Annotated in this window: 22 protein-coding genes; 12 read left to right on the top strand and 10 right to left on the bottom strand. The window is 63.3% G+C overall.

All coding sequences use genetic code 11. The annotated features are described in order from the left end of the window. Nucleotides 1–3: 3 nt before the first annotated feature. The 5 genes from OX462_RS24695 to argS are packed head-to-tail and all read right to left on the bottom strand — an operon-like array spanning nucleotide 4 to nucleotide 4,744. The gene (locus OX462_RS24695; protein WP_409027282.1) at nucleotides 4–807 is read right to left on the bottom strand and encodes a biotin--[acetyl-CoA-carboxylase] ligase; all 804 of its coding nucleotides are present in this window, start codon (nucleotides 805–807) and stop codon (nucleotides 4–6) included. Nucleotides 808–817: 10 nt separating this feature from the next. Beyond that, nucleotides 818–1,579, bottom strand: a complete 762-nt coding sequence (locus OX462_RS24690) for an SDR family oxidoreductase (RefSeq protein WP_409027281.1) — start codon at nucleotides 1,577–1,579, stop codon at nucleotides 818–820. Nucleotides 1,580–1,616: 37 nt separating this feature from the next. Further along, nucleotides 1,617–2,288 (bottom strand): thiol:disulfide interchange protein DsbA/DsbL, encoded by a 672-nt coding sequence (locus OX462_RS24685; RefSeq protein ID WP_070222768.1) that lies wholly within the window; start codon nucleotides 2,286–2,288, stop codon nucleotides 1,617–1,619. Between the two features lie 9 nt (nucleotides 2,289–2,297). Then, nucleotides 2,298–3,014: an SPOR domain-containing protein gene (locus OX462_RS24680; RefSeq protein ID WP_121668434.1), complete on the bottom strand. Its 717-nt coding sequence runs from the start codon at nucleotides 3,012–3,014 to the stop codon at nucleotides 2,298–2,300. A gap of 20 nt (nucleotides 3,015–3,034) precedes the next feature. After that, nucleotides 3,035–4,744 carry an arginine--tRNA ligase gene (argS, locus tag OX462_RS24675; protein WP_409027280.1) on the bottom strand — a complete coding sequence of 570 codons (1,710 nt, stop codon included), beginning with the start codon at nucleotides 4,742–4,744 and terminating at the stop codon, nucleotides 3,035–3,037. Between the two features lie 376 nt (nucleotides 4,745–5,120). Between argS and rsmB the strand changes: the two genes are divergently transcribed. The 8 genes from rsmB to OX462_RS24635 all read left to right on the top strand — a co-directional run bounded on the left by rsmB (nucleotide 5,121) and on the right by OX462_RS24635 (nucleotide 13,356). Beyond that, nucleotides 5,121–6,542 (top strand): 16S rRNA (cytosine(967)-C(5))-methyltransferase RsmB, encoded by a 1,422-nt coding sequence (gene rsmB, locus OX462_RS24670; RefSeq protein WP_409027279.1) that lies wholly within the window; start codon nucleotides 5,121–5,123, stop codon nucleotides 6,540–6,542. Nucleotides 6,543–6,639: 97 nt separating this feature from the next. Continuing rightward, a complete protein-coding gene (locus tag OX462_RS24665; RefSeq protein ID WP_226939765.1) occupies nucleotides 6,640–7,146 on the top strand; it encodes a DUF4390 domain-containing protein in 507 nt (168 codons plus the stop codon). Next, nucleotides 7,146–9,443 (top strand): sensor histidine kinase, encoded by a 2,298-nt coding sequence (locus OX462_RS24660; RefSeq protein WP_070222758.1) that lies wholly within the window; start codon nucleotides 7,146–7,148, stop codon nucleotides 9,441–9,443. The genes OX462_RS24665 and OX462_RS24660 overlap by 1 nt, the downstream gene beginning before the upstream one ends. 98 nt (nucleotides 9,444–9,541) lie before the next feature. After that, nucleotides 9,542–10,261, top strand: a complete 720-nt coding sequence (locus OX462_RS24655; protein ID WP_070222756.1) for a response regulator — start codon at nucleotides 9,542–9,544, stop codon at nucleotides 10,259–10,261. Further along, the gene (locus tag OX462_RS24650) at nucleotides 10,258–10,659 is read left to right on the top strand and encodes a CobW family GTP-binding protein (protein ID WP_070222754.1); all 402 of its coding nucleotides are present in this window, start codon (nucleotides 10,258–10,260) and stop codon (nucleotides 10,657–10,659) included. The genes OX462_RS24655 and OX462_RS24650 overlap by 4 nt, the downstream gene beginning before the upstream one ends. A gap of 156 nt (nucleotides 10,660–10,815) precedes the next feature. Then, on the top strand, nucleotides 10,816–11,073 hold the full coding sequence (locus tag OX462_RS24645) for a BTH_I0359 family protein (protein ID WP_070222752.1): 258 nt from the start codon (nucleotides 10,816–10,818) through the stop codon (nucleotides 11,071–11,073). An 86-nt stretch (nucleotides 11,074–11,159) separates the two neighbouring features. Further along, nucleotides 11,160–11,939 (top strand): class II glutamine amidotransferase, encoded by a 780-nt coding sequence (locus OX462_RS24640; RefSeq protein ID WP_409027278.1) that lies wholly within the window; start codon nucleotides 11,160–11,162, stop codon nucleotides 11,937–11,939. Nucleotides 11,940–12,075: 136 nt separating this feature from the next. Beyond that, on the top strand, nucleotides 12,076–13,356 hold the full coding sequence (locus OX462_RS24635; RefSeq protein WP_035824533.1) for an EAL and HDOD domain-containing protein: 1,281 nt from the start codon (nucleotides 12,076–12,078) through the stop codon (nucleotides 13,354–13,356). Between the two features lie 188 nt (nucleotides 13,357–13,544). On the opposite strand, the gene OX462_RS24630 is transcribed toward OX462_RS24635, so the two are convergent. After that, a complete protein-coding gene (locus OX462_RS24630; protein WP_083287233.1) occupies nucleotides 13,545–13,916 on the bottom strand; it encodes an SPW repeat protein in 372 nt (123 codons plus the stop codon). 122 nt (nucleotides 13,917–14,038) lie between these two features. Further along, nucleotides 14,039–17,833, bottom strand: coding sequence for a methionine synthase (gene metH, locus OX462_RS24625; protein ID WP_409027277.1), 3,795 nt, complete (start codon nucleotides 17,831–17,833; stop codon nucleotides 14,039–14,041). 636 nt (nucleotides 17,834–18,469) lie between these two features. On the opposite strand from metH, the gene OX462_RS24620 reads away from it, so the two are divergent. Together OX462_RS24620 and OX462_RS24615 are read left to right on the top strand one after the other, a co-directional pair. Then, nucleotides 18,470–20,941 carry an IPT/TIG domain-containing protein gene (locus OX462_RS24620; RefSeq protein WP_409027276.1) on the top strand — a complete coding sequence of 824 codons (2,472 nt, stop codon included), beginning with the start codon at nucleotides 18,470–18,472 and terminating at the stop codon, nucleotides 20,939–20,941. A gap of 144 nt (nucleotides 20,942–21,085) precedes the next feature. Then, the gene (locus tag OX462_RS24615; RefSeq protein ID WP_099409760.1) at nucleotides 21,086–21,493 is read left to right on the top strand and encodes a tautomerase family protein; all 408 of its coding nucleotides are present in this window, start codon (nucleotides 21,086–21,088) and stop codon (nucleotides 21,491–21,493) included. Here OX462_RS24615 and OX462_RS24610 read toward each other — a convergent pair whose 3' ends face one another. The 3 genes from OX462_RS24610 to def form a co-directional block, all read right to left on the bottom strand. Next, a complete protein-coding gene (locus OX462_RS24610) occupies nucleotides 21,494–22,396 on the bottom strand; it encodes a LysR family transcriptional regulator (protein WP_409027275.1) in 903 nt (300 codons plus the stop codon). Between the two features lie 30 nt (nucleotides 22,397–22,426). Beyond that, nucleotides 22,427–23,383 (bottom strand): methionyl-tRNA formyltransferase, encoded by a 957-nt coding sequence (gene fmt / locus OX462_RS24605; RefSeq protein WP_409027274.1) that lies wholly within the window; start codon nucleotides 23,381–23,383, stop codon nucleotides 22,427–22,429. Between the two features lie 93 nt (nucleotides 23,384–23,476). Beyond that, entirely contained in the window at nucleotides 23,477–24,019 is a 543-nt protein-coding gene (gene def / locus OX462_RS24600) for a peptide deformylase (RefSeq protein WP_034749294.1), read from the bottom strand. Nucleotides 24,020–24,325: 306 nt separating this feature from the next. Between def and dprA the strand changes: the two genes are divergently transcribed. Together dprA and OX462_RS24590 are read left to right on the top strand one after the other, a co-directional pair. Beyond that, complete coding sequence (gene dprA / locus OX462_RS24595; RefSeq protein WP_409027273.1) at nucleotides 24,326–25,429, top strand: DNA-processing protein DprA; 1,104 nt, start codon at nucleotides 24,326–24,328, stop codon at nucleotides 25,427–25,429. 94 nt (nucleotides 25,430–25,523) lie between these two features. Next, nucleotides 25,524–25,988: a Smg family protein gene (locus OX462_RS24590; RefSeq protein WP_070222738.1), complete on the top strand. Its 465-nt coding sequence runs from the start codon at nucleotides 25,524–25,526 to the stop codon at nucleotides 25,986–25,988. The last annotated feature ends 156 nt before the right edge of the window (nucleotides 25,989–26,144 follow it).

The following is a 26,144-nucleotide window of genomic DNA, read 5'->3' as shown; positions in this document are numbered from 1 at the left end:
CGCTCACTCCCCGGCCAGGCGCAAGGACACGTCGCCCGACATGACTTCCTGCAGGCCGCCGTCGGTGCGCAGCAGCAAACGGCCCAGCTGATCGACGCCGGCCGCCACGCCTTGCTGCAGCAGCTGGCCGTTGTCGAGGATTTTCACGTGCTGGCCCTGCCACGCGTGCAGCAGGTTCCAGCGTTCCGCAAACGGCGCAAAGCCGGTGTCGTCGAATTCGGCCAGCACGCCGGCCAGGCGGCTCAGCAGCGCCGCCACCAGGGTGTTGCGCTCCATCTGCGCCAGCCAGGGCACGGCCGAGACGCTGCGCCCGATCTGCCGTTCCAGCGCATCGGGCATCAAGAGATTGATGCCGCAGCCGATGACGGCCCACATGCCGCCGCTATCGTCGCCCTGTGCCTGCTGCGTCTCGACGAGGATGCCGGCCAGCTTGTGGCCATCCTTGAGCAGGTCGTTCGGCCATTTCAGTTGCACCGGCACGCCCAGCGCCGTCATGCTTTCGGCCAGCGCCACGCCGACGGCCAGCGGCAGGCCGACCAGCTGGTGCAGCGGCCCCTTGAAGCGCCAGGCCAGCGAGAACATCAGGCTGGCGTCCGCCTGCGACACCCACGGCCGTCCGGCGCGCCCCCGTCCGGCCGTCTGCTGGCCGGCGATGCGCAGGGTGGGGCCGGCCAGGCTGGCGCAGCGCGCCAGCAGGTCGGCGTTGGTCGATCCCGTTTCATCGACCACTTCGATGGCAACGTGCGAGGCGCCGGTGGCGCAATGGGCGGCGATGGCCGCGCTGTTCAAGTCTGAGTGCTTCGTCATGTTGGTCAGTTCAGTTGCGCGCCTTGTGCGGCGCATTCGCGAAGGCCCGGTCGTAGACGGCATTGGGCAGCGCGCGCAGCAGCTTGGCGACGACGCCCATCTGCCACGGGATCACGCGGTAGCTGTCGCCGTCGGCGATGGCGCGCGCGGCGCGCACGGCGAATTTTTCGGCCGGCATCAGGAAGGGCATGCGGTAGGCATTGTGGCGCGTCATCGGCGTGTCGATGTAGCCGGGCGTGATGGTGACGACCTTGATGCCCGCCGGTTTCAATTCCAGGCGCAGCGATTCGCAGTAGCTGATGACGGCCGCCTTCGAGGCGCTGTAGGCTTCGGCGCCGGGCAGGCCGCGGATGCCGGCCACGCTGCCGATGCCCACCAGGCGTCCGCTGCCCTGGCTTTTCATGGCGGCGATGAAGGGCGCGAAGGTGGCGACGGTGGCCGTGACGTTGATGGCGATGAGGCGCGCGAAGGCGTCGAGGTCTTCCGCGTGTTCGCTCAGGGTGCCGTAGGACACGCCGGCGCTGGCGATGACGACGTCGATGCCGCCGGCGTGGGCGATGAAGTCCTGTGCTGCGCCTTTCAGGGCGGCGTGGTCGCACACGTCGACGGCGTAGGCGCGGTGGCGTTCAGGGTGGGGCAGGGAAGCGATCAGTTGCTGCAGCGTGTCGCCGCGGCGGGCCAGCAAGCCCAGTTGGGCACCCTGGCGCGCGTACTGCAGCGCCAGGGCGGCACCCAGTCCGCTCGACGCGCCCGTGATGAAAACGCGATGCATCAGGCGATGCCCGGGCGCGCCAGTGAAGTGGCCATGCTTATTTCTTTTCCGCTTTGGCTTTCGCGACCAGCACGTCCATCACGGTGAGCGCCTGGGCGTTCAGCTGCTCTTCGTTCTTGGCCGACTTGCTGCCCTGATCGGCTTGCGAAGGCGAGGTGATGTAGCGGCCGTCGATGGCGATCATGGGCCAGAACGTCACGTTATAGCCCTGCATCATGGCATCCGCGCGGCGCACGCGGGCCGAGACGCCCATCGAACGGTAGGTGTCGATGAATTTCTGGCGGTCCACGCCCTGCTTGGCGACGAAGTCGAAGACGGCGTCGTCGGTGTTAAGGCGGTTGCGTTCCACGTGCATGGCGTGGAAGACGCCGGTGTGCAGCTTGTCGACCAGGCCCATGGCTTGCAGGGTGAAGAACAGGCGCTGCTGCGGCGCCACGCTCTCGTCGCGCGACACGTGCACGCGCTTGAAGACGATGTTGTCGCCCTGTTTCTTGACCCACGCCGCCAGTTGCGGCTCGAGCACGTTGCAATGCGGGCAGTAATAGGCGAAGAATTCCGTCACTTCGATTTTCTTGCCCGATTCCGTCGCCTGCTGCGCGGGCAGGGTTTCGTATTCGACGCCGTTCTTCGGCTCGGCAGGCGAGGCGGACGCGCCCAGGGCGATGGTGCAGAGGGCGGCGGCGAACAGGATTTTCTTCAGAAAACGCATGCTGGTTCCTTATTTTTGGTTACGGACGACGGCGACATCGATGCCGTTTTCAGACAGTTTGGTGCGCGCGCGGTTCATCGCTTCGAGCTGGTTGAACGGCCCGATGCGCACGCGGTGCAGCACGCCGGCGTCGGTGCTGCGGTCGCTGATGGCCGCTTCGAAACCGAGCAGCGCCAGTTTGCCGCGCGTGCTTTCGGCGTCCGACATGTCATGGAAGGCGCCGGCCTGCAGATAATAAATCCATTTGTCGCTGGCTGCATCGGCCTTGGCTTCTTTCGCGTCGGCCTTGGCTTGCGGTGCTGGCGCCGCTGGTGCGGCCGCCGGCGTTTTCGGCGCCGGCTTGTCCTTCAGTGTACCGATCAATTCCTGCAGCGCGTCCGGCGGCGGTGCCTTCGGCTGCTGCGCGGTGGTGGGCGCCGGCGCCGGCGCGGCAGGCTGCGTCGGCGTGACGATCTCGCGCGGCTCCTTGGAGAAGTCGCGCGCCGCTTCCTTGGCCGCTTCCTTGTTGCCGTACATCGGCTTGTTCGGGTCGGCGATCTGGCCGGCCGTCGGTTCGGCCGACTTGCCGGCCTTGCCCGATTTGTCGGTGAAGGGCGAGGCGCCCTTGGTGATCACCAGGGCGACCACCACGGCGATGCCCAGGCCGATGACCAGGCCGATGATGATGCCGACCAGGGTATTGCCCTGCTGGCGCCGGGTCGAAGAGAAGCGGGAAGCATGATTCATTGACGGTTTGACCTTCGCGATTACATTTTGTTTGGCGCGGACACGCCGATCAGTGCCAGGCCGTTGCGCAGCACCTGGCGCGCGGCGACGACGAGGGCCAGGCGGGCCATCTTGACGGCGTCGTCCTCGACCAGCACTTTTTCGGCGAAGTAGAAGCTGTGCAGGTTGGCGGCCAGCTCGCGCAGGTAGAAGGCGACCTGGTGCGGTCCCAGTTCGGCTTGTGCGCGCGCCAGCATTTCCGGGTAGGCGGCCAGGGTCGCCAGCAGGGTCGCTTCGGTCGGCGCCGTCAGCGGGGACAAGTCCACGCCGGCAACCGTGCTTTCATCGCCGCCCCAGTTTTCCAGGATGCGGCAGATGCGCGCATGCGCGTACTGCACGTAATAGACGGGGTTTTCATCGGTGGTTTTCAGCGCCACGTCGACGTCGAAGACGAATTCCGTGTCGGCCTTGCGCGAGATCAGGAAGAAGCGCACGGCGTCGCGGCCCTTGGCGATGTCGCCGCCGCCCGACCATTCGATCAGGTCGCGCACGGTCACGTAGGAGCCGGCGCGCTTCGAGATCTTGACCTCTTCGCCGTCCTTCATGACGGTGACCATCTTGTGCAGCACGTAGTCGGGGTAGCCTTGCGGGATGCCCATGTCGACGGCCTGCAGGCCGGCGCGCACGCGCGCGATGGTGCCGTGGTGGTCGCTGCCCTGGATATTGATGGCCTGCACGAAACCGCGCTGCCATTTCACCAGGTGATACGCGACGTCCGGGACGAAATACGTGTAGGTGCCGTCCGTCTTGCGCATGACCCTGTCCTTGTCATCGCCGAAGTCGGTGGTGCGCAGCCACAGCGCGCCATCCTGCTCGTAGGTGTGGCCCGCCTTGATCAGGGTTTCCACGGCGCTGTTGACCTTGCCGTCCGCGTACAGCGACGATTCCAGGTAGTAATTGTCGAACTTCACGCCAAACGCCTGCAAGTCGATGTCCTGCTCGTTGCGCAGGTAGGTGACGGCGAACGGGCGGATCGAATCGATGTCTTCCACATTGCCGTTGGCCGTCGCTGGCAAGCCGTCGCTGGCCGCAACCGTCTTGCCGGCCTTGAAGTCGCTGGCGATGTCGGCGATGTAGTCGCCGTTGTAGGCGGACTCGGGCCATTCGGCGTCGCCGGGCTTGAAGCCGCGCGCGCGCGCCTGTACGGAGTTGGCCAGAGTCTGGATCTGCACGCCCGCGTCGTTGTAGTAGAACTCGCGCGTCACCTGGTAGCCTTGCGCGTCGAACAGCGAGGACAGGGCGTCGCCCAGGGCCGCCTGGCGGCCATGGCCCACGTGCAGCGGGCCGGTCGGGTTGGCCGAGACGAATTCGAGGATGACTTGCTTGCCGGCGCCTGCCGTGCTGCGGCCATAGCGATCGCTTTCGCCCAGGATGGTCTTGATGACGGCCTGCTTGGCGGCGGCGGAGACGCGCACGTTGATGAAGCCGGGACCGGCGATTTCCACTGCCTCGACCAGGCCCTTGCCGGCCGGGTTGGCCAGCACGGCCGTCACGATGGTTTGCGCCAGTTCGCGCGGGTTCTGTTTCAGCTGCTTGGCCAGTTGCATGGCGATATTGCAGGCGACGTCGCCATGCGATGCATCGCGTGGTCGCTCGAGCACCACGGTAGGCTCAAGCGTAGTGCCGGCCAGGACGGGAGCGAGGGCGGCCTGGAACAGGGCGATGATTTCTTGTTTCTGTTGGGCGAGCATGAGCAGGATGGCGGTGGAACCGCGTTAAGAATGAATAGAATGAATCAAAAAGCAAAACGGACGGCAAGTACACAAGCCGCCCAGACTGCGTTAATTATACTGGTTTGCTGCCGGGAACAATACGCCAGCCGGCAGTGTCCCCGTGCTGGCGCGTTTCACGATATTATCAGGACAGCATGCCCATGTTGGTGCGCGAAAACATCAGCATGGCGCATTCTGCTTGTATATATGCAGTTTTTTGCCGCAATTTACATGTATCGCTGCAATCGCTTGGGTCAGAGGACGCCACAAACGCTACAATCGACCCTTTATTGATGACGCGCGGCCGCGACTTTGCCTCCATGCAGCCCGCCGCGCGCAGCCACACCGGATAACTATGAACAAGCGCCCCACGCTGAAATTGAAAACCAAGCCGGCGCCAGGCCAGGCGCCTGCCGCACCGAAATTGCGTCCCAGCTACCATCCCGACCTGAAACCGGTCTTGCAGCCAGGCTTCCAACCCGATTTGCGCGCCGACTCGCTGGCGTTTTGCCTGCTGGGCGCGGCCAATGCCGTGGCGCAAGTGCGCACGGGCACGGCCCTGCCGCAGGCGCTGGCCAAGGTGTTTGCGCAATCGAACGCCAGCCCGCAGGCGCGCGGCGCCATCCAGGATATTTCCTACCGCACCATGCGTCAGCTGGGCCGCAGCGAAACCCTGGTCGGCCTGATGACGTCGAAGGCGCCGGAGCCGCCGATGCTCGCAGCCCTGCTGTGCTGCGCGCTGTCCTTGATGTCGGCCGAGCCGGGCGAGCAGCCGTACGAAGAATTCACGGTGGTCGACCAGGCGGTCACGGTGGCCACCTCGCACCCTGACCTGGCGCATGCCAAGGGCATGGTCAACGCCGTCTTGCGCCGCTTCTTGCGCGAGCGCAAGTCCTTGCTGGAAGCGGCCTTGCAGCAACCTTTGGCGCAATGGAATTATCCGCAGTGGTGGATCGATTCGCTGCGCCTGGCTTACCCGCGCGACTGGCAAGCCATTTTGACGGCCGGCAATGCCGTACCGCCATTGACCTTGCGCGTGAATCGCCGCAAGAGCACGGTCGAAGCCTACCTGGCCGTGTTGCAGGAAGCGGGTATCGCCGCGCGCCAGGTGGGACCGTTCGCCGTGCGACTGGACAAGCCGATCGGCGTGGCGCTGATTCCCGGCTTCGAGCAGGGTGTCGTCTCCGTGCAGGATGCGGGCGCGCAACTGGCCGCGCCGCTGCTGGATTTGCAGGACGGCATGCGCGTGCTCGATGCCTGTGCGGCGCCGGGCGGCAAGACGTGCCATATCCTGGAACTGGCCGACGTGCACGTGACGGCCATCGATGCGGACGCCAAGCGCCTGCCGCGCATCGCGGAAAACCTCGAGCGCCTGGGCCTGGACGCGATCTTGAAGGCGCAGGACGCGCAATCGAGCGCATGGTGGGACGGCCAGCAGTACGACCGCATCCTGGCCGACGTGCCGTGCACGGCCTCGGGCATCGTGCGCCGCCATCCCGATATCCGCTGGTTGCGCCGCAAGGGCGACGCGTTCCAACTTGCAACACTTTCATCCAAAATTCTGGACAACCTGTGGCAGATGCTGCGCCCCGATGGTAAATTGCTGTTCGTGACATGTTCGTTGTGGCCGCAAGAGTCCGAGGCACAGGCGGCGGCATTTGCGGTGCGCAATAATGCGACCCGATTGACAGCGCCTGGCCAGCTGTTGCCGACTGGCAGCGCGGAGCAGGACCACGACGGTTTGTTCTATGCGCTATTCCAAAAAAATGCGGCTTGAGCGATTCGTCGAACCTTTTCTCACGGACACTACCGGCACACTTGTGACAACACGACTCTTCCGACTCCTGGCCCTGCTGCTGATGCTGGCATGTACCATGCCACGCGCGCATGCCGCCGATATGGTCGAGATCACCCGTGCCTACATTGAGGCCAGCGAAGAGGGCTACAAGCTGGCCGCCACGTATTCCTTCGAGCTCAATCATGACCTCGACGATGCCGTGCAGCATGGCGTGCCGCTGTATTTCACGACGGAAATCGAACTGACCCGGCCCCGCTGGTATTGGTTCGATGAAAAAGCCATCGTGGCGCGCCAGACCAGCAAGCTGTCGTACAACGTGCTCACGCGCCAGTACCATGTGTCGGGCGGCGGCTTGCAGCAAAGCTTTCCCACGCTCGACGATGCGCTGTTCCTGATCCGCCGTCCCAGCCGCTGGCTGGTGGCGCGGCGCGGCGAGCTGAAAGTGGGGCAGACGTATAACGTCACCTTGCGCATGGGCATGGACCGCGATTACCTGCCCAAGCCGATACAGGTCAATGCCTTCAATAACAGCGACTGGCGCCTGGCTTCGAATAAAAAAACCTTCTTGTATACGGCGGAGTAGTGAGTCAAGCATTGCGCTATCTGCTGGTGGTGGGCGGCGGCATAGTCAGTATCCTGCTGTTCCTGCTGGCATCGGCTTCCGATAATTCCGGCTTTTTCGACCGTTACTACACCTGGCTGCTGGGCCTGAACGCGGCCGTGGCCGTGTCCCTGCTGGCGCTGGTGGGCATTTCCCTGGGGCGCCTGTACGCGCGCTACAAGAGCGGCAAGTTCGGCTCCAAGCTGATGACGCGCCTGGTGATGCTGTTCGCCGCCGTCGGCATCCTGCCGGGCCTGGTGATTTTCCTTGTCTCTGTGCAATTTGTCTCCCACTCGATCGAATCCTGGTTCAACGTCAAGATCGAAGCGGCGCTGGAATCGGGGATTGAGCTGGGCCGTGCCGGCCTCGATGCGGCCCTGGTCGAGCTCGATCACCGGGGCCACAAGGCCGTCGAAGAAATGGGCGCCGACCCGGTGGCCGGGCCGGCCGTGCTGACCAGCCTGCTGCGCGAAGAGGGCATGCAAAATGCCATGCTCGTCAGCGGCGACGGCGTGCTGCTGGCCAGCGCCGGGCCGCACAGCGCGGCCGACTTGCCGACGCCGGCCATGCTGGTGCAGGCAGCCTTGCCGGCCGGCTATGCCTCCGCCGAAGGGGGACTGGAATTGCACGACGACGGCACGGAGTCGGGCGGCGGCGGTTTCCGCTCGGGCTTGCCGGCGTCGCTGGAAACGGCGGCCAGCCTGCGCCTGCGCGTGCTGGTGGCCGTGCCGGGACCGTCCGTCTCGCCCCGCTACCTGCAACTGCTGCAATCGGTGCCGCCCAAGCTGGCGACGAATGGCGAGGTGCTGCGCGCCGCCTACAGCGAGTACAAGGAACGTTTCGTCGCGCGCGTGGGACTGCGCAAGATGTACATGGAAATCCTCACCTTGACCTTGCTGCTGGCTATCTTTGGCGCCATCGGCAGTGCTTTCCTGATCGCGGGCAACCTGGCCCAGCCCCTGCTGCTGCTGGCCGAGGGCACGCGCGCCGTGGCCGAGGGCGACCTGTCGCCGCGCCCCATCGTCGCCACCAAGGATGAACTGGGTACCTTGACGCAATCGTTCAACATCATGACGCGCCAGCTGCTCGATGCGCGCACGGCCGTGGAAAGCAACCGCGCCGCGCTGCAAAACGCCAAGGCCCACCTGGAATCGGTACTGGCGAATATGTCGGCCGGCGTGATGGTGCTCGATGGCGACTTTAAACTGGTGACCTGCAATGAATCGGTCGAGCGCATCCTCCAGCATTCCGGGATGAGCATGGTGGGCCAGCCGCTGGCGCAGATTGCTGGAATGGAAGAATTTGGCGGCGCCATCATCAGCGCCTTCACGGCGCAAAGCGCGCAATCGGCGTCGGGCCGCAACCAGCAGCGCCTGCATTGGCAGCGCCAGATCGAGATTCCGCGCCGTCTGGGCAGCAGTGCCGACGAGCATGACATCACCTTGCTGGCGCGCGGCTCGCGCTTGCCGCTGGAGTCCGGCAGCGGCTACATCGTCGTGTTCGATGATATTTCCGACGTCATTTCCGCGCAGCGCTCGATCGCCTGGGGCGAGGTGGCGCGCCGCCTGGCGCATGAAATCAAGAATCCGCTCACGCCCATCCAGCTGTCGGCCGAGCGCCTGCAGATGAAGCTCGAAGGCAAGCTGGAGCAGCCTGATGCCGATCTGCTCAGCCGCGCCACCACCACCATCGTCAAGCAGGTCGATGCGATGAAGCGCATGGTCGACGACTTCCGCGACTATGCGCGCACGCCGCCGGCCGTGCTCGTGCCCCTGCGCCTGAACGAGCTGATCGAAGAGATCCTGAACCTGTATCTGCGCGGCGACGATGGCGACATCATCCACCCGCTGCTGGCGCCGAATCTGCCGATGGTGATGGGCGATCCGACCCAGTTGCGCCAGGTGATCCATAACCTGCTGCAGAACGCGCAGGACGCCATGGCCGACCTGCCGCCGGATTCGCCGCATCCGCGGATTGACGTAAGGACGGAAGCAATTCATTATCGCAGTGCGGACGGCGGCGTGAATATCGCCGTGCGGCTGGCCATCACCGACAACGGTCCCGGTTTTGCGCCAAAAATCCTGGCGCGGGCCTTCGAGCCGTATGTGACCTCGAAGGCCCGCGGCACGGGATTGGGCCTGGCGATGGTCAAGAAAATTATCGATGAACACGGCGGACGCATCGATATCGAGAACCGGGTCGACGGCAATGGCGCTTCGGTGGTCATTTTGCTGTTAAAGTTAGCTCCCGACACTCCTGCCCAGGAATTCCTGGCGTGAGGGTCTGGTTTAGTATTTAAAACACTAATAAAATCATAGTTGTCCGCCGTGTACATCTTGTGCGCGACGGCCGGCGAAATGAGGAAGGCAAGACACGAATGGCAAACATACTCGTAGTGGATGATGAAATGGGTATCCGTGAGTTGCTCTCGGAAATTCTGGGCGACGAAGGACATGCTATCCAGCTGGCCGAAAATGCGCAGCAGGCGCGCGAAGCGCGTGCCGCCGGTGCGCCGGATCTGGTATTGCTGGATATCTGGATGCCCGACACCGATGGCGTCACCTTGCTCAAGGAGTGGCAGCGCGATGGCTTGCTGACCATGCCGGTGATCATGATGTCGGGCCACGCCACCATCGATACGGCGGTCGAGGCGACGCGCATCGGCGCCATGAATTTCCTGGAAAAACCGATTGCCTTGCAAAAACTGCTGAAAGCGGTCCAGCAAGGCTTGACGCGGGCACAGGAAACCGTGCGCGCGCCGAGCGTGGCGCCGCGTCCTGCGGCACCCGTGGTGACCGAGGAAAGCAGCCATCCCGTGCCCAGCTTTGGCGGCAGCGCGCCGCAACAGCTGATGGTGCGCCCAGGCATCGCCGTACCGGCGGTGGCCGAAGGCCACGGCTACAACCTGTCGTTCGACTTGCCGCTGCGCGAGGCGCGCGATGCGTTCGAGCGCATGTATTTCGAACACCACCTGGGCCGCGAAGGCGGCAGCATGACCCGCGTGGCGGAAAAAACGGGCCTCGAACGCACCCATTTGTACCGCAAACTGAAACAGCTGGGCGTCGAACCGGGCAAGCTGGCCAAGAAAGGCCTGTGACGTCAGCCGTACGGCGTCCGACGCCGCTGACCCTGGTCAGCGGTGCTTGCGCGGCCGGGCGCGAGGCGGCCATCGCGCAAGCCTTGCAGCCTGGCCAGCCGGCCGCCGTGATCCTCGAGGGTCTCGCTGACGGCAACGCCATCCTGGCCGACCTGGCCGAACAAATTTCTCCTTCTCCATCGTTTCCACTGCAACTGTTGCGTATTGCGCCCGGCTGCCTGTGCTGCAGCGGCAATCTCGTATTGCGTGTAACATTAAATCGTCTGCTGCGCCATCCACCCGCGCGCCTGTTCATCAGCCTGGCCGACGCCTCGCATATCGAACAGCTGCGCACCTGGCTGACGGCCAGTCCCTACGATGTCCTGCTGGCGCTGGAACCGGACCTGCTTGTTTCCTGAACGCGGCTTTCTGACGGTATTACCGCAGTCGCAGTTTGCATCTCGTTACAACTCTGTAGCCCGCAGGGTGGCCCGGCCGCTTGAAATGGCGGCGTGGGGACCCCACCTCTGTCCTGAAACCGCAAGAGTTTCTCTTGCTTGAGCGAAGGATGCAAAATGAACCTGATCTATAACAGCGAACAATACAGCGTCGTGGAATTCGGCGTCGATGGCGACCTGGAAGCCCTGCGCTTCGGCGGCTATGAAATCGTCGACAAGGGCGGCAAACGCGAGACTTTCATCGCGGGAGTCCTCGCGCAAAACTTCCGCCGCGACGTCACGGAATTGATCGCCAGCGAACCGAGCATGGAAGAGATCGATGAATTTTTGGGCAGCTATGATTCCCTCATGAGCCAGCCGGTCCTGTTGCACTGATTCTGGCTGTCTGATGGCCATCGCCACCATACCAATCCGCAAGGCGGCGTGGTATGGTGGGCATGTTATCCCGCTGCAAACAGACCATGTGCCAACTTCTCGGAATGAATTGCAATGTCCCCACGGATATTGTCTTTAGTTTTACCGGCTTCGCCATGCGCGGCGGCCATACCGATACCCACCATGACGGCTGGGGCATCGCCTTTTTCGAGGGCGCCGGCGTGCGCCATTTCGTCAATCACCAAGCGGCCATCGCCTCGCCCGTGGCCGAACTGATCAAGCGCTACCCCATCAAGTCGCGCAATGTCATCGCGCACATCCGCAAGGCCACGCAAGGCCAGGTGGCGCTGGAAAACTGCCACCCCTTCGTGCGCGAACTGTGGGGCCGCTACTGGGTCTTTGCCCACAATGGCGATTTGAAGGAGTTCAATCCCGTGCTGACGGGCAGTTACCGCCCCGTCGGCTGCACGGACAGCGAACTGGCTTTCTGCTACCTGCTGCAGGAATTGCACGCGCGCTTCGGCGACGCCCCGCCGGCCTTGCCGCAACTGCATGCCGCGCTGGCGGAGCTGTTGCCCGGCATCGCTGCCCACGGCACGTTCAACATGATGCTGTCGAGCGGCGAGGCGCTGTTTGCCCATTGCTCGACCAGCTTGCACTATCTGGTGCGACAACATCCGTTTCCAACTGCTAAACTCTCCGATGAAGACCTGAGCGTGGACTTTTCCCAGGTGACGACGCCCCAGGACAGAGTGGCCGTGATCGTTACCCAGCCGCTGACGACGAATGAACAATGGACGGCGTTTGCGCCCGGCGAATTGAAATTATTTGTCGATGGGATGGTGCAAGACACGCCAGTGGCCTGATTTTTGACGACAATAGCCTTGATTACTGCCAAAATACCCACAGCGCGGGCGAAATTCAGCTAAAGTATTGTCAATAGTGAACCTTGATGCGGGCGCCGCGCGGCCGGTGTCACTCGACGTGATTGATGAAGAGTTAATGATCGATATTTCCAGCAACGACATCACCCCGAAACCCTTGCGCGTGCGCGAGTTCTATCTGGGGCGACAACCTATCCTCGACCGCAACCAGGCCCTGTTCGGCTATGAGTTGCTATTCCGCAACGCTCCGGTCGGTCCCGCCAACATTACCAGCGACCTGTCCGCCACGGCCTCCGTGATCGCCCACGCTTCCCAGCTGGGCATGGAAAAAGTCATCGGCGACGCGCTCGGTTTCGTCAACGTCGACGCCGACGTGATCATGAGCGACATCTTCGTTTTCCTGCCGCGCGAAAAAGTCGTGCTGGAAATCGTCGAATCGATGCCCGTCACGCCGGAAGTGCGCGCGCGCATCAGCGAACTGGTGGGCCACGGCTTTACTTTCGCGCTGGAAAACGTCGTCTCCGATACGGCGCAAGTGCAGGAACTGTTGCCGTTGGTGCAATACGTCAAGATGGACATGAGCACGGTCGACCCGAAAGTGCTGGCAGCGCTGGCGCCCCGTTTCAAGCAGGAAAACAAGAAACTGGTGGCGGAGAAGGTCGAGACGCGCGAAGAATTCAAGTCGGGCCTGGACCTGGGCTTCGATTATTTCCAGGGTTATTATTTTGCCAAGCCCGCCATCATGACGGGCAAGAAGCTGTCGCCGTCGCAACTGGCCGTCATGGAACTGATGACGCTGGTGACCTCCGATGCCGACAACATGGACATCGAGCGCGCCATCAAGCGTGACGTGTCGCTGGCCCTGAACCTGTTGCGCCTGGTCAATACGCCGGCCGTGGGTGCGCGCCAGCGCATCGATTCGCTGAGCCAGGCCGTGACCGTGCTGGGCCGCCGCCAGCTGCAGCGCTGGCTGCAAATCATGCTGTACGCGGAGCCAAGCAAGCGTGGCCATAGCATGACGCCGCTGCTGATGCTGGCGACCACGCGCGGCCGTTTGCTCGAATTGCTCGCGCATAAACTGCGCCCGAACCATGCCCATTCGGCCGATATCGCCTTTACGGTCGGCATCATGTCGCTGATGGATACCCTGTTCGGCGTGCCGATGTCGGAAATCCTCAGCCAGATCGAAGTGATCGACGAAGTGGCCGAAGCGCTGCTGTCGCGCGAAGGCTTCTACGGCGACCTGCTGCGCCTGGCCGAATGCATCGAACGCATCGAAGACATGGAAGGCGAGATCGTGCCGACCTTGCGCGACCTGGCCATGTCGCCGGACGACCTGGTGGAACTGGAAATGGCGGCCTACGAATGGAGCGATAACGTAGTGCGTTATGCGCTGTAAGTTGGATTAGGTGGGGCCGCCGAGGCCCAAAGGGCCGTAATCCGACACAACATTGTTGGCACTGACCGGTGTTGTCGGATTACGCGCAAGCCCTAATCCGACCTACCCGCTGTAACGTCCCGGATTTCCACTTTTAAAAAACCCTGCACGGCATGCCGTGGCAGGGTTTTTTTACGCCGGTAGCTGCGCTACGCGGCAGCGCCGGGCCAGTGCTTGTGCAGCTCGGGGTCGGTGCGCAGCTCCCACAGGGCCAGCACGGCGACGGCGATACCGACGATCAGCTCGTTCCACATGACGACGCGCTGATCGGCCAGCCGCAGCACCCACGGCGAGGCGGCGACCCAGACGCCCACCAGCAGGTTGACGACGACGGCCCAGAAATAGGTCTTGTACAGATCGAAGGCGGCCAGCACGGCGATGACCAGGCCCGAGACAAAGGCGTTGATCATCTGCGGCGAGCCTTCGGGATAGGAAAAGGCCCAGGGCGAGACGAGCAGCCACAGGCCCAGCAACAGGATCACTTGGTCCTGCCAGCGTTTCAGTTTGAAGTTGGTTGCCATATTACCTCCTTGCCAGTTGGGGAACGGGCCGGAGCGGGCATGCAGCATGCCGGCCGGCATACTGCGTTAGTGCGCTGCGGCGCGCGAAAAGTTCCGCGCGCCGCAGCGCAAAGCGATGGTGCTTACGACAAGTTGGGCGCCAGCCAGCGTTCCACGTCTTCGATGCTGGCGCCACGGCGCTTGGCGATGTCTTCCACCTGGTCCATGCCGATCTTGCCGACGACGAAGTATTTCGACTCCGGGTGGGCAAAATAGAAGCCGGAGACGGCCGCGCCGGGGAACATGGCATACGATTCCGTCAGCTGCATGCCGATTTCCTCGGCCTGCATGACCTCGAACATCTCTTTCTTGACCGTGTGCTCGGGGCAGGCCGGGTAGCCGGGCGCCGGGCGGATGCCCACGTATTTCTCGGCGATCATGTCGTCGTTGCCCAAGTGTTCATCGGGCACGTAGCCCCACAAATCCTTGCGCACGCGTTCGTGCAGGTACTCGGCAAACGCCTCGGCCAGGCGGTCCGCCAGGGATTTGAGCATGATGGACGAGTAATCGTCGTGCGCATCCTCGAAGCGCTTTTCATACTTTTCGATGCCCAGGCCGGACGTGACGGCAAACATGCCGATGTAATCCTTCACGCCAGACGCCTTTGGCGCAATGAAGTCGGCCAGGCACTGGTTCGGACGCTGCACGCCGTCGACCACGGGTTTGACGCCTTGCTGGCGCATGCCGTAATACGTGAACGCCACCGTACTGCGCGTATCATCGGTGTACACCTCGATATCGTCGTCATTGACGCTGTTTGCTGGCAGCAAGGACACGACGCCGTTGGCCGTCAGCCAGCGTCCGTCGATGAGTTTTTTCAGCAAGGCCTGGCCTTCTGCGTACACCTTGGTGGCCGCGTCGCCCACCACTTCATCCGTCAAGATGGCGGGGAAGGGGCCGGCCAGGTCCCAGGTCTGGAAGAATGGGCCCCAGTCGATGTAGTTGGCCAGCGTGGCCAGATCCACGTTCTTGAACACGCGGCGGCCGATGAATTTCGGCTTTACGGGCGTGCAGGCGCCGTCGAACGGCACGACCATCTTGTTCGCGCGCGCCTGCGCCAGCGGTAATATGGGCAGGGCCTTCTTGTTGGCGTGCTGCTCGCGGATACGCGCATAGTCGAGTTCGATGTCTTCCACGTACTTGTCGCGCTGTTCCGGCGTCAGCAGCGATTGCGCCACGGACACGGAACGCGAAGCGTCCGGCACGTAGATGACGGGGCCTTCGTAGTTGTGCGCGATTTTCACGGCCGTGTGGGCGCGGCTGGTGGTGGCGCCGCCGATCAGCAGGGGAATCTTGAGCATGCGGAAGTGTTCGTCGCGCTGCATTTCCTTGGCGACATACGCCATTTCTTCCAGCGACGGCGTGATCAGGCCCGAGAGACCGATGATGTCGGCGTTTTCCACCTTGGCGCGGGCGAGGATTTCCGAGCACGGCACCATCACGCCCATGTTGACCACTTCGAAGTTGTTGCATTGCAAGACTACCGTGACGATATTCTTGCCGATGTCATGCACGTCGCCTTTCACGGTCGCCATGATGATCTTGCCCTTCGGCTTGGCGACGATGCCCGTGCGCTGCTCTTCGAGCAGCTTTTCTTCCTCGATAAATGGAATCAGATGGGCCACGGCCTGCTTCATCACGCGCGCCGATTTCACCACTTGCGGCAGGAACATCTTACCTTGGCCAAACAGGTCGCCGACCACGTCCATGCCGGCCATCAGCGGTCCCTCGATCACGTGGATGGGGCGCCCGCCATTGTGCAGCAGTTCCTGGCGCGCCTCTTCCGTGTCTTCCACGATGAATTGCGTGATGCCATGCACGAGCGCGTGCGACAGGCGTTCCTGTACTGTTCCCTCGCGCCAGGCCAGGGTTTGCGCTTCGGCCTTGCCGCCCGCCTTCAGGGTACCGGCAAATTCGATCATGCGCTCGGTCGAGTCTTCGCGGCGGTTCAGCACCACGTCTTCCACGCGCTCGCGCAATTCCGGGTCCAGGTTGTCGTACACGCCCACCATGCCGGCGTTGACGATGCCCATGGTCATGCCGGCCTTGATGGCGTGGTACAGGAAGACGGTATGGATGGCTTCGCGGGCGGGATCGTTGCCGCGGAAACTGAAGGACACGTTCGACACGCCGCCCGAGATCTTCGCGTACGGCAGGTTTTCCTTGATCCAGCGCGTGGCGTTGATGAAGTCGACGGCGTAGTTGTTGTGTTCTTCGATGCCGGTGGCGACGGCAAAGATGTTCGGGTCGAAAATGATGTCTTCCGGCGGGAAGTCCAGCGCATCGATCAATAAATGGTATGCGCGGGCGCAAATCTCGATCTTGCGCTCGAAGGTGTCGGCTTGCCCTTTTTCATCGAAGGCCATGACGATGACGGCGGCGCCGTAGCGGCGGCACAGTTTCGCCTGGCGCAGGAATTCCTCTTCGCCTTCCTTCATGGAAATCGAGTTGACGATGGCCTTGCCCTGCACGCATTTGAGGCCCGCTTCGATGACCGACCATTTCGACGAGTCGACCATGATGGGCACGCGCGAAATATCGGGTTCCGAGGCGATCAGGTTCAGGAAACGCGTCATGGCGGCCAGCGAATCGAGCATCGCCTCGTCCATATTGATGTCGATCACTTGCGCGCCGTTTTCCACTTGCTGGCGCGCCACGGACAAGGCTTCGTCGTATTGCTCGTTGAGAATCATGCGCGCGAACGCTTTCGAGCCCGTGACGTTGGTGCGCTCGCCCACGTTGACGAACAGCGATTCGTCATTGACGACGAACGGTTCCAGGCCCGCCAGGCGCAAGTCGTGCGACGGGGCCGGCACGGTGCGCGGCGTGTTTTTCGACAGCAACTCGCCGATGGCGGCGATGTGCTCTGGCGTGGTGCCGCAGCAGCCGCCCGCCATGTTCAAAAAGCCCGCGTCGGCAAATTCGCGCAGCAGGGCGGATGTGTCGGCTGGCAACTCGTCGAAGCCCGTGTCGCTCATGGGATTGGGCAAGCCCGCGTTCGGGTAGATGCAAACAAAAGTGTCGGCGATCTTGGCCAGTTCTTCCGCGTACGGGCGCATCAGGGCGGCGCCCAGCGCGCAGTTCAGGCCGATGGTCAGCGGTTTCGCGTGGCGCACGGAATTCCAGAAGGCGGGCACGGTCTGGCCCGACAGGATGCGGCCCGAGGCGTCCGTGACGGTGCCGGAAATCATCAAGGGCAGGCGCACGACGGTCGGATTCTGTTCGTAGAACAGGTCGATGGCGAACAGGGCCGCCTTGCAGTTCAAGGTATCGAAAATGGTTTCCACCAGCAGCACGTCGGCGCCGCCCTCCACCAGGCCCTGCGTCTGCTGCAGGTAGGCGGCCACCAGCTGGTCGAAACTGACGTTGCGCGCGGCCGGGTCGTTGACGTCGGGCGAGATCGAGGCCGTCTTTGGCGTGGGTCCCAGGGCGCCCGCGACAAAGCGCGGCTTGTCCGGGGTGGAATACTTGTCGCAGGCGGCGCGTGCCAGCTTGGCCGCCTGGACGTTCATTTCATAGGCCAGGTGGGCCATGTGGTAATCGTCTTGCGCGATCGTCGTGGCGCCGAAGGTATTCGTTTCGATCAGGTCGGCGCCCGCCGCCAGGTAGCGCTCGTGGATTTCCTGGATGATGTGCGGCTGCGTCAGAGTCAGCAGCTCATTGTTGCCCTTGACGAACAGTTCGCGTGCGCCGCTGTCGGCCGGTGCGGCGAAATCGATGAAGCGGCCGGCGGGACCGCCACGGTACGCTTCTTCGTCGAGCTTGTACTGCTGGATGATCGTGCCCATGGCGCCGTCGAGGATCATGATCCGCTGCGCCAGGATGGCGCGCAAGGTGGCTTCGGTCGGGGACATGGCGGGGATCACGGTATCGTTCATTTCATGCTTTCAATAGGCAAACGGGCGGCGGCGCGGCGACAAGACAGTACGAGGCGGTTGCGGGCCAGCAGGATCAGCTGACGGAGTGTGCCCGCCGGGTAGGGCAGGCAGAAGGTGGCAATCGCCTGAATCACCGGGTCTAAAATTATACGGCATCAGGCTGCTTTGGTTTTAAGCAAAAGCGGCCGTTCGCCTCGCGGCAGGCTTGCTTGCAACAGATCGGCTTGCGCCGCGCCTGATTCTGAAATGACATTCCTGAAAATCTTACTCAAAGTGTTAATTCTTCCGCCAAAATTGCCAGGAAGATATGTCCTCCAGGCTGTGGAAAAATTCCCACATTATTGGCACCATAGCAGCCTGTTTTTTATGAATTGTATGGCAATAGCTGCAAAGGAAAATAATTTCGATTCAAGGCCATGTAGGTGGGGGCGAATACTTCTTAAATAAATATTTCCAGACGAATACTTTATTATTATCAAAACCAATTGAATCAAAAGCATTAATAGTTGTCTTTGGGAATCGAATTAACCGATAATATGGGTTCTTCGAAATCACATTCTCACCAAAAGTCACCAATATGTCACATTTCTCTCGTGTCCTCCCCGGCATTGCGCTGCACCAACATGGTTGCCATCCATGAAAAACCATCTGCTTGTTGCATTGTTTCTTGTGCTGGGCCTGTCCGCTTGCGGCGGTGGCGGCGGTGGTGACACGGCGGTGGCGACCACGTCGGGCAATCCTGCCGTGGTTCCTGCCGTAACGGCCGTCTCGGCGGCGAATGTCGCCGTGGGCGGCAGGCTGGTGGTGACGGGCACGAATCTGAGCCGCGTGACGGCTTTCCAGGTAGGCGGCGTGAACGTTGCCGCCAGTACCAGCAGCGACACCAGCGTGACCCTGGCCATGCCGGGCACCCCTGTGACGGGCGCCTTGAGCCTCGTCAGCGCCAGCGGCACGGCGACCACCAGTTATAACGTCAATGTGTACTTGCCGCTGAGCGTGAGCAGCGTCGCGCCGGCGACGGGCGGCGTCGGTTCCAGCGTGACGATCGCGGGCGGCGGCATGGGCGCCGTGACGGCGGTGCAGTTCGGCAGTGGCGCGGCGGCAACGCCGCAAAGCCAGACAGCCGGCAGCGTGACGGTAGTGGTGCCTGCGGGCGCAGCGACAGGCGCGCTGACGGTGCGCGGTCCGTACAACGATGTGATCAGCAGCGACACGTACACGGTCCTGGCGAGCGTGGCAGTGACGTCGATCACGTCGGCTGTCAACGGCGCGACCTTGTCGGTGACGCTGCAGGGCAGCAATCTCGACCAGGTCAGCTCGGCAACGGTGGGCAGTACGCCAGCCGTCATCGTCAGCGCCAGTAGCAGCCAGCTGCTGCTGTCTGCGCCAGCGTCGGCAACGGGCAACGTGATGCTGTCGGCCGCTTCGCGCATCGCCGTGAATGCGGGCACGGTGTCGGCCTTTACCTTGGGCAGCATTGATTTCGCGCAGGTACTGAACTTGAATTCCAGCGATGCCGCCTTGCGCTTGACGCGCGGCAAGCCGGCCGCCGTGCGCGTCTCCGTGCTGGCCACGCAAACAGGCCAGACCAGCCCGGCCGTGATCTTGAATGCGACGGCCGCCAATGGCGGCAACCTGGGCAGCATCACCATGAGCGGCCCATCGGTCTTGCCGACGGTGAAAAGCGATTACAGTTTCAACGGCAATTTCAGCGCCGTCCTGCCTGCTGGCTGGATCTTGCCCGGCGTGCGCGTGCGCGTGACGGCAGTGGGCAATGACGGCGTGCAAGTGAGCCAGGAAGCGGCGCCCGTGGTGGGCAGCGCAGCGAAAATTCACCTGGTGCTGGTACCGCTGAGCACCGATGATGGTGTGGCGCAATTGCCGGACGCCGAGGTGATCCGTGCTGCACTGACGCGCGTGTATCCGTATGCGGCGGAAAATATCAGCATCACCACGCGCGCGGCGCTGAGCATGCCTGGCAGCAGCACGGCCGACAGCTGGTGGAGCGATACTCTGGGCAAGCTGGAAAACCAGCGCGCGCTGGAAGACCGCGGCGCCTATTATTATGGTTTCGTGCCGAGAATGTCTTCCACGCGCACCGCCGGCCTGGCCTACATCAACCCGACGGGCAGCAGCAATGCCTTCACGGCGGCCATCGGCCTCGATGCCAGGTTCAACAGCATTGCCTCCGTCGATCCCTTTGGCAATAGCTGGCCTGAATGGCTGACCACGCTTGTGCATGAGCTGGGCCATAACCACTCGCTGCAGCACGTCGCCTGCGGCGGTCCAGCCAGTGCGGCCACCGACTACCCGTATCCGAATGGCGAACTGGGCCCGCAACCGCTGTACAACAGTGACTATGCGGGCAGCATTGGCCAGTTGAGCAAGGCAGTCTATGGCAGCACGCCGATGAAGGACGTGATGAGCTATTGCAGCGGTGCCTGGTTCTCCGACTACAGCTATGTGCGGGTACAGCAATTCCTGGAAAGGCGCAGCACGCAGGTGACGGGCAGCAATGTGCTGGCCGCCAGCATGTCCGTGGCCGAGAACGGCTATCTGACCATTTCCGGCCGCATCACGCCGGCTGGTGTGGGGCTGCGTCCCGCCGTTGCCTCGTCTGCGCGCATCGGCCCCGCTGCCGGCGGCAGCGGCCATGCATATACCCTGCGCGTGCTGACGGCGTCGGGACAGACTATCGACTTGCCTTTTGATGGCGTTTCCGTGGCTGATCATGGCGGCAACGCCATGAGCCATTTCCGCGTCAGCTTCGCCAACCCGGGCGACATCAGCGACGTGCAAGTGCTGCAAAATGGCAAGGCTTTAGCCAAGCTGGAGCGCTCTGCGCGCCGCAGCAGGGCCGCCGCCAACGATGCCACGTTCGATGCGACACAAAGCGGCGGCAAGCTGGCGCTGGTCTGGAATGCCGATGCGGAACCCTACGCCGCCGTGCTGCACGTGGCCGCCGATGGCCGCAAGACGGTGGTCGCCAGTGACTTGACGGGTGGCAAAGCCAGCGTCGACGTCAGCGCCTTGCCGGCCGGCGGCCGTTTCGAGGTCAGCCTGTCGTCGTCCGTGGGCGCACGCCTGATGAGGGTGCAGCGCCGCTAAGCCGGCGGGCTCGATGCAACGAGGGCTTGCCGCGGCAAGCCCTTTTTTGTGTGTGGAATATGCACAGATCCTGTACCTGGCGAGGGCTGCCGTTTTACCTCCCGTCTGCCTAGAATGGGACTTCATCCACTTGCGGAGCATCCCATGCCCATTCTGAACCTGCGTTTGTCCACCACGCCCGATGCGCGTCAGTCGGCCGCCATCGCCGCCACCTTGAGCGCCTTGACGGCGCAACTGCTGCACAAGGCGCCCGAACTGACGTCGGTGGCGATCAGCCATCTTGACGCGGCGCACTGGTTTGTCGGCGGGCCATCCCTGCAGGTGCAGGGCAAGGCCAGCTTTTTCCTCGATATCCTGATCAGCGATGAAACGAATACGGCGGCGGAAAAGGCCGCGTATATCGCCGCCGTGTTCGCCGCCATGCATGAGCATCTCGGCGCCTTGCATGACGTCAGCTACATCCACGTGCACGACGCGCGCCAGGCGGCCTGGGGCTACGGCGGCTTGACGCAGCAGTTCCGCGCCGTGCGCAAGGCGCTGCAGCCGGCCTGATCAATCCCAGCGGTGATTTTGATAGTGTTGCACGGCAAAATCGACGAAGACCCTGACCTTTGGCGACAGCTGGCGGCTGTGCGGATACAGCGCGTACAAGGTGCGTGGGCGCAAGGTGTAGCCGGGCAAGACTTCCACGAGCTGGCCGCTGCGCAGCGCGTCGCGCACGATGAAGCCGGGCGCGCCGGCAATGCCCATGCCGCCCACGGCAGCCTCGCGCAGGGCCACGCTGGTATTGGCTTGCAGGCTGCCGCGCACGGCTACCTTGTGCGCGGCCCCGCCCGCATCCGTGAACGACCACTCGGCCGGCTTCTCGCCGGAGCTGTACATCAGGCAATCGTGCTGTGCCAGGTCTTGCGGCGTGGCCGGATGGCCATGGCGGGCCAGGTAGGCCGGCGAGGCGACGGCCAAGGTGCGGCTGCTGCCCAGCTGGCGCGCCACCAGGGTGGAGTCGGGCAAGCCGCGCGCCAGGCGCAGCGCCACGTCGAAGCCATCGTCGATCAGGTCGACGATGCGGTCATTGCAGACGAGATCGATGTGGATGTGCGGGTAGTGGCGCGTAAAGTCGGGCAGCCAGGCGGCCAGTTCCAGGGTGCCGAAGGCCATCGGCGCATTGATGCGCAGGCTGCCGGACGGCTGTGCCTGGTGCATGGCGACGGCGCGGTCGGCCGCATCGAGGGCGTCGAGGATGTCGCGGCTGGCCAGATAGTATTCCTGGCCGGCGGCCGTCAGGGCGAAGCGGCGCGTGGTGCGGTTGAGCAATTGGGCGCCCAGCTGGCTTTCCAGCTGGCGGATCTGGCGCGACACGATGGAGTGGGAAATGCCGAGCGCGGCGCCGGCGGCCGTGAAACTGCCCAGTTCCACGACGCGGCGCAAGGCGCGCAGGGCGGTCAGCTGGTCCATGGGCGCTTGCCGCCGGTATCGATGGCTTAATTAAACGAAACGCTTGCCTTCGAGGGGGAATCCCTTGATGAACTCGGCTGCGGGCAGGCGCTTGCCGCCCGGTTTTTGCAGTTCCGTCAGGCGCAGCGAGCCATTGCCGCAGGCCACGACGATGCCATGCTGGGCGTCGGCCGCCAGCACCTGGCCCGGCGCTTCCTTGCTGTCCGCGTCGAGTACCTCGGCGGCCCAGATCTTGATGGTGGTGCCATCGACCTGGCCGCAGGCGCCGGGAAACGGATTGAAGGCGCGGATTTTCAGGCCCAGTTCCAGCGCCGGCAAGCTGAAATCGAGCGCCGCTTCTTCCTTGGCGATCTTTGCCGCATAGGTGACGCCCGCTTCCGGCTGCGGCACCGCTTCCAGCGGCTGCTGCTGCATCTTGCGCAGGGTCTCGACGATCATCTTGCCGCCCAGTTTGGCCAATTTGTCGTGCAGGGTGGCGGTGGAGTCGCCCGCCTCGATCGGCGTGCGCTCGATGGCCAGCATGGGACCCGTATCGAGGCCTTCTTCCATCTGCATGATGGTGACGCCCGTTTCATCGTCGCCGGCCTCGATGGCGCGGTGGATCGGCGCGGCGCCGCGCCAGCGCGGCAGCAATGAACCGTGGATATTGATGCAGGGTTTGATGTCGAGCGTGCTGCGCGGCAAGATCAAGCCGTAGGCCGCCACCACCATCACATCGTAATCGGTGGCCAGCAGGCGCTCGTGGGCCGCTTTTGCCTCGGCGGCGCGCTGCGGGTCCTTGCTGTCCATGCGCAAGGACAGCGGCTGCAGCACCTCGATGCCGTGCTGCTGCGCGTACTGCTTGACGGCCGAGGCGTGCAGCTGCATGCCGCGTCCGGCAGGACGGTCGGGCTGGGTCAGCACCAGCGGAATCTCGAATCCCGCTTCGTGCAAGTCTTTCAGGGCCGTGGCGGCGAATTCAGGCGTGCCTGCGAAGATCACTTTCATAGCGTTCCTTGACGTGAGGTGCGCAGGCCCGGGCCGGAGGCGCCAGGCTGGCGTGGTGTTACGACTATTGTTGCTTAGTCTATCAGCAGCGGCTTAGAAACGACGGTTCTGTGCGCGCAAGCTCGCTTCGCGCTCGAGACCGCGGATTTCCTTGATCATCTTGGTCTTGATGCGGTTGCGCTTGAGCGGCGACAGGTATTCGACGAATACCTTGCCCAGCAAGTGATCCATCTCATGCTGGATGCAGACGGCCAGCAAGCCATCGGCTTCCAGCTCGTACTGCTTGCCGTGGCGGTCCAGGGCGCGCACCTTGATGCGGGCCGGACGCTCGACGCCGTCATACACGCCGGGCACGGACAGACAGCCTTCGTCGTAGACCTGCTTTTCTTCGCTGGCCCAGGTGATTTCCGGGTTGATGAATACTTGCAGCTGGTTTTTTTCTTCGGTGGTGTCGATCACCATCATCTGGATATGCTCGTCCACTTGCGACGCGGCCAGGCCGACGCCCGGGGCGTCGTACATGGTTTCGGCCATGTCGTCGATCAGGGTTTGCAGGCGTGCGTCAAATTCGGTGACGGGCTTGGCGATCGTGTGCAGGCGAGGATCGGGGTAACGCAGGATATTTAATATGGACATACGGATTCGACTGGTTAAGGTGGGCGCCGGTGCGCCGGATTATTCATGCCTGGGCCATGCGAACGATGGCAGGGCTATTTTATTTTTGAGTACGCTACGGTTGGGCGCGTGTGGCGCAACGGCGCGGCAGATGCGTTTGCCAGTGCGCTATTCGTTTGCTGCAAAGGGAAATTTTATCACAGACGCCCATGGCCCTGTGGACGGCGGGCCGTTTTGCGGCGTCATTGCACGCATCCTTGCGCGCGTCGGTATCGCGTGCGCGCCATGGCGCTAGCATGGGATGCCACAGTACATAACGAGGTTGTCATGCATGCACTTGCAACGATGGCGGACACGGCCACGGAACTGGCGGGCTGGCTGCGCCTCCAGCATCTGCCCGGTGTGGGGCCGGTGGCGGCGCGCGCCTTGCTGGCCCGCTTCGGCTTGCCGCCGCAAATCTTTGCCACGCCGTTCGACATCCTGCGCGAGGTGGTGCCGGCCAGCGTGGCGCGCGCCATCGTGCAGCCGCCCAAGCCGGTGGCCAACAGCCAGCTGGCGCTGACCCTGCAATGGCTGCAGCGGCCCGGCAATACCGTGCTGACCCTGGCCGATGCCGCGTATCCGCCCCTGCTGCTGGAAATCGCCGATCCGCCGCTGTTGTTATATGTGCGGGGACGGGCGGAACTGCTGTCGCGTCCGGGCGTGGCCATCATCGGCAGCCGCAATGCCAGCGCGCAAGGCATGCAGAACGCGGCCGCCTTTGCGCAAGCGCTGAGCGCGGCAGGCTTGACCATCATTTCAGGGCTGGCGCTCGGCATCGACACGCACGCGCACGAGGGCGGCTTGCGCGGCGCGGGCGGCACGGTGGCCGTGATCGGCACGGGCGCCGATTTGGTGTATCCACGCCGCAACCTTGATCTGGCGCAAAGAATTGCCGAACAGGGCTGCATCGTCAGCGAGTACGCGCTGGGGCTGCCTGCCATGCCGGGGAATTTTCCGCGCCGCAACCGTCTGATCAGCGGCCTGGCGCGCGGCGTGCTGGTGATCGAGGCGGCGGCCCAGTCGGGTTCCCTGATCACGGCGCGCCTGGCGGGCGAGCAGGGGCGCGACGTGTATGCCTTGCCCGGCTCCATCCATGCGACTTTGGCCAAGGGTTGTCATGCACTCATCAAGCAGGGTGCCAAGCTGGTCGAATCGGCCGATGACGTGCTGCAAGAGCTGCAGTGGCTGGGCGGCGTCCCCAGCGTGCCGGCCGCGGTGGAGGACGAGCCGCCGCTGCTGGCCGCGCTGGGCCACGATCCGCACGACGCCGATACCCTGGCCGCGCGCAGCGGCCTGGCCATGGGCGCACTGATGGGGCAATTGCTGGCGCTGGAGCTGGCGGGCCGGGTCGAACGCTTGCCGGGAGGACTGTTTCAACGCTGCAAATGACAGCTTGTCACTTGTGTGGCGGCCTTGCCGCACGGGCGCGCTTTGTCTGCGCGCACCCTTGTGTCTTAGCGAGCTTAGCTGCTAGAGTAGAGCCATGTTCGATATCCTGGTGTACCTCTACGAGACTTACTATCGCCCCGATGCCTGCCCCGAGCCGGCAGTCCTGGCGCGCAAACTGTCGGCCGTCGGTTTCGACGACGTGGAGATTTCCGAAGCGCTCGTGTGGCTGACGGACTTGAACGCCATGGCCGGCGCCGAACAAACCCTGACGGCCAGTTCCACGGGCACGCGCTTCTACGTGCAGCAGGAAAGCGACGTGCTGGGCACGGCCGCCATCGGCTTCATCCAGTTCCTGGAAAGCGCCAAGGTGCTGTCGCCGCTGCAGCGCGAAATCGTCATCGAACGGGCGCTGGCGCTCGACGAGGCGCCCGTGTCGCTGGGCAAGCTGAAAGTCATCGTGCTGATGCTGTTGTGGAGCCAGGGCAAGGAACCGGACGCCTTGATGTTCGACGATTTATTCGTCGACGACGAAGACCTGCCTCCCCGCCTGCTACACTAATATAATACAGCGCTTGCTGGCTGCTCCTCCAGCCGTTGGCCTGACACCCCGGCGCCGCTGCCGCGCCATCCCCTTTAAGATGCACTGCACCGGCGCGCACGCCAGTCCATTGTGTTTGCGCCTGCGCATTCTTGCTTGCAGATAACTTGCCGAATT

The organism is Janthinobacterium aestuarii (assembly GCF_046113285.1).
Classification (GTDB): domain Bacteria; phylum Pseudomonadota; class Gammaproteobacteria; order Burkholderiales; family Burkholderiaceae_D; genus Janthinobacterium.
Note: the sequence above shows the minus strand (reverse complement) of the source record. Positions and strands in the feature narration are given on the sequence as shown.